At 44.4% G+C, this 1614-nt stretch carries 2 protein-coding genes; both read left to right on the forward strand.

From position 1 onward, the window contains the following. Nucleotides 1–325: 325 nt before the first annotated feature. Nucleotides 326–1267, forward strand: a complete 942-nt coding sequence (locus ASN18_RS06660) for an IS110 family RNA-guided transposase (protein ID WP_085051959.1) — start codon at nucleotides 326–328, stop codon at nucleotides 1265–1267. Further along, on the forward strand, nucleotides 1264–1536 hold the full coding sequence (locus tag ASN18_RS06665; RefSeq protein ID WP_085051960.1) for a hypothetical protein: 273 nt from the start codon (nucleotides 1264–1266) through the stop codon (nucleotides 1534–1536). The genes ASN18_RS06660 and ASN18_RS06665 overlap by 4 nt, the downstream gene beginning before the upstream one ends. The last annotated feature ends 78 nt before the right edge of the window (nucleotides 1537–1614 follow it).

Here is a 1614-nt window from a genome sequence, read left to right on the forward strand (position 1 = left end):
TTCTGTCATTCCCGCGAAACCTACATGAATAGTGTCAATATTCGCCCCCGCCCATGAAAATCGCAAGGCCATTGTGCAAAGATTTTTTCATTTCAGTGAAACCAGTTATAATAAGAGAGGGAAAAGGTCGATATGCTTTATGGTGGAGAACCCCCGATCGCGAAACTGACCTGGGGATTGTGGCACGAACCCCCGCATGTCCATGCCATGTATGGCAATAGGACGCACGGTAAAAAGACCTGCTTACATGAAAGTGTAAGCAAGGTAATCCACAATTCCTACCCTAACAATAACTGACCACAGGAAAAGGAGGTGAAATGGTGTTATGGAGGCAATGTTAAAGAGTTGTGCTGGGTTAGATGTACATAAGAAGACAGTAGTATGTACAGTCCTGAAGGAAGATGAATGCGGTAATTTGGTCAAGGACACCCGTGAATACGCAACATTTCGCTCTAATCTGAGGGATTTAGCCTCATGGCTGAAAAAAGAAGAAGTTGAAATGGCGGTAATGGAAAGTACGGGAATATACTGGAGGACAGTATATGATGTCCTTGAAGAGGCGGAAGTAAAGGTAATGTTAGTAAATGCCCAGCATGTAAAGAAGGTCCCAGGGCGTAAGACAGATGTAAGCGATAGCCAATGGCTGGCAGAGTTAAGCCGCTGTGGGTTATTAAGAGCAAGTTTTATCCCCCCACGAGATATGAGACAATTGAGATTGCTGACGAGATACAGGCGTAAGCTTATTGAGACACTTGCAGGAGAAAAGAACAGGCTGCAAAAGGTTTTAGAAGATGGAGGGGTGAGGCTCAGTAGTGTTGTCAGTGACATTGACGGCGTTTCAGCGGGTAGAATGATAGATGCTTTGATAGAAGGAGACGAACCGCTGGATAGAATAGCGAAGTTGGCATTAGGTAAGCTTCGCGATAAGCAGTCGGAGTTAAGACTGTCGTTGGAAGGTAATTTAAGTGACCGTCATCGGTTATTGCTGAAGACACGTCATATATTGTGGTTACATACCACAATATCAGAAATCGATGCACAGGTTGTTGCGGCAATGGAGCCGTATAAGCAGCAATGGGGTTTATTACAAACCATTCCGGGAGTAGATGAAATAAGTGCTGCGATGTTACTGGCGGAGGTCGGAACTGACATGAGCGTATTTGGCAGTAAGGACAAAATATGTTCATGGGCAGGAATATGTCCTGGGAATAACGAAAGTGGAGGAAAAAAAAGAGTGGCCGGTCAAGCAAAGGAAACCGGTACGTGAAGCAGCTACTGTGTGAATCAGCCAACAGCGCTATTAAAACTAAAAGCCAGTTCAACGGCATGTACAAGGGGCTTGTGATAAGACGGGGGCACAAGCGTGCTATAGTGGCTGTCGGCCATAAGATATTGGAGGTAATCTACACACTACTGACAAGAAAAGAACCTTACAACGATCCTATTATAGATTACGAAGCATTGATGGCAAAACGAAATGCTCCACGCTGGATACGAATGTTAAATAAATATGGATATGTAAGGAAAAAGGCGTAGATTCATCATCAAAAAAACTGTCAATAGACGGTAGGGGGAGTTGTGTGTCTTAGCTCCGTAGGATTTTCACGGTAAAGC

This window comes from Candidatus Magnetominusculus xianensis (genome assembly GCA_001541255.1).
Taxonomy (GTDB): domain Bacteria; phylum Nitrospirota; class Thermodesulfovibrionia; order Thermodesulfovibrionales; family Magnetobacteriaceae; genus Magnetominusculus; species Magnetominusculus xianensis.